Genomic DNA, 2,553 nt, shown 5'->3' on the forward strand with positions numbered 1-2,553 from the left:
ATTGTACCAAGTCGCTGGCGCGACGGCTAGTGCAAGGTACATAATTCCGCTGCTTTTCCGAAAAAAATAGCAGTTTTTGTATTTATGTTGTATTGTTAAGTTACCACACTCCACAAACATCATAAACCGCCAACTGCTATGATTAGTTTAACATGGATTTCCAAACTCAACAACTACATATCTGATCTTTTTCCACGGCCACCGCCTTGAGAGACCTGTCATCTGTTGGCCTATTACTACATCTTTCAAGGAGGTTCCGTCATGGATTATCTAAAACTTTACCGGGAGATGATCTCCCTGCGTGGTCTTACTGACCATACTGTAAAATCTTATTCTACTTACATCCGCTCTTATCTGGATTACCTTCAAACCATTCTACTCAAACGGCCGGAGGACGTTTCCTGGGAGGAGCTCCGGGATTTTATCCGCTGGCTTCAGAAAGAGCGTTCCCTTTCTGACCGCACGATCAACCACTGTATCTCTCAACTCCATTTCTTCACCATGTATGTCCTGCACAAACCATGGGATCCCACCCAGCTCCCTATGCGGAAATTCGATTCCTATCTTCCGTTTGTTCCTACCCAGAAGGAAGCGGAACTTTTTATCTCCACTCTTTTGGACCTCAAACCAAAAGCTATGGTCGCTCTCATGTACTCTGCCGGGCTCAGGGTCGGGGAAGTCTGTAACCTCCGTTACTGCGATATCGAACGGAAAAATATGCGGATCCATGTCGCCCATTCCAAAAACCGTTCCGACCGCTACGCCATCCTTTCCCAAAAAGCTCTGGATATCCTCACCGACTACTGGTTTAGATACGGACGTCCAACCGGCTGGCTTTTCCCAAAACAGACGGATCCTTCCCGCCCCATTGATACTTTTTATATCTGCCGTCACATGCGGGCACATGAAGATTCCCTTGGATGGGAGCACCGGCTTACCTGTCATTCTTTCCGCCACGCTTTCGGCACCCACCTTTATGAAAATGGGGCAGATTTGCTGACCATTAAAAATCTCATGGGACACAAGTCCCTGAATTCTACCCTGATCTATATTCATCTTGCCTCGTATCAGGCAAGAAATGTGATGTCCCCTTTTGACCGGATCGGAGGTGCTTCCCATGAGTAATCTCAAAATTCAGAAGATCTGGCAGGATTCTTATGATGATTACTGCCAATCCGGACATTTCCAGTCCGAAGATCAGAAAAAAACTTCCCGCGCCATCCTGGCCTGTAAGTCCGGCAAGCTCGGAGTCAATGTCAGCGAATGCATGCAATGCGGACATGTAGCGTTCCACAATAATTCCTGCCGCAACCGGAACTGCCCCAACTGTCAGGCCATCCTGAAAGAAATCTGGGTGGATAAACGCAGGGCGGAAGTCATTGACTCCCCTTACTTCCATGTGGTGTTTACACTCCCGCACGAACTCAACCCTCTGATCTACTGTAATCAAAAGCTTCTTTACGGACTGCTCCATAAATGCTGCGCCGAAACGCTTCTGGAACTGTCTGCTGACAAAAAACACCTTGGAGCACAGCCTGGGATCATCCAGGTACTCCACACCTGGAATCAGGAACTGGACTACCATGTCCACATGCACTGTATCATTTCTGGAGGCGGGCTTACTTCTGACCGCAGGATCAGGAAGTCTTCCGCAAAGTTTTTCATCCCGGTCAGAGTCCTCCGGGATAAGTTCAAGGGGAAATATCTTTCTCTCCTGGATGCTCTGTACCAACAGGAGAAACTTATTTTTTCTTCTTCCTGTCAGGAATTGCAGGAGACCGGATGCTGGAAGGAATTTAAAAACAGCCTTTATAAAAAAGACTGGTGCCCTTATATTAAAGAGACCTTCAACGGCTTTGGCAATGCCATCGAGTATCTGGGACGATATACTCACCGGGTTGCTGTCTCCAACAACAGGATCCTTTCCGTCACAGAGGAAGAGGTTATCTTCTCTGCGCGGGGCAGGAAACCCGGTGACCCCAAACGGCAGATCACTCTCTGCCACAAAGAGTTTATCCGGCGGTTCCTGATGCATGTACTCCCCACCGGTTTCCAAAAGATCCGCTACTATGGATTTCTCAACAACCGGATGAAGTCCAAAAATCTGAAACTGATCTTCCGGATCCAGGGACGTCAGAGGTTCCGTCAGCGCTATGCAGGCCTAACTATGGCAGAACTGCTCAAAGCAGTATGGAACATCGATCTGGCTGTCTGCCCGGAATGCGGCTGTGCTTCCATGCAGCAGCTGGGGAGGAGCCATGCTCCTTTCCCATAAACTAAAGTTTTTTTCATACCGATTTTTTAAGGCCTCCCTCCGGAAGGTCTGCGAAGCATGCCCGGAAATCCGTTTATCACTAGAAATTCACCCAATCTTTCAGCTTTTCATAGGAAATATGAATTTTTTCGGCTCTCCGGAAAGATACAATCCCCATAAGTCTCCCGGCTGATCGTCCGCGAATTGGTACAATTGGAAAGAATCACATTCAGAGCAGTTCAATTTTACTCAGAACTGCTATTTTTCTTGCTCTGAATCTGATACTTTCCTAAAGAATT

General features: G+C 47.5%; 2 protein-coding genes. Both read left to right on the top strand.

Going from position 1 to position 2,553, the window contains the following annotated elements:
• The first annotated feature begins 261 nt into the window (after positions 1-261).
• Positions 262-1,125 (top strand): tyrosine-type recombinase/integrase, encoded by an 864-nt coding sequence (locus GT748_RS14835; RefSeq protein WP_155164837.1) that lies wholly within the window; start codon positions 262-264, stop codon positions 1,123-1,125.
• A complete protein-coding gene (locus tag GT748_RS14840) occupies positions 1,118-2,275 on the top strand; it encodes an IS91 family transposase (RefSeq protein WP_149965651.1) in 1,158 nt (385 codons plus the stop codon). The genes GT748_RS14835 and GT748_RS14840 overlap by 8 nt, the downstream gene beginning before the upstream one ends.
• The last annotated feature ends 278 nt before the right edge of the window (positions 2,276-2,553 follow it).

This window comes from Bittarella massiliensis (ex Durand et al. 2017), assembly GCF_009876955.1.
Lineage (GTDB): Bacteria > Bacillota > Clostridia > Oscillospirales > Ruminococcaceae > Bittarella > Bittarella massiliensis.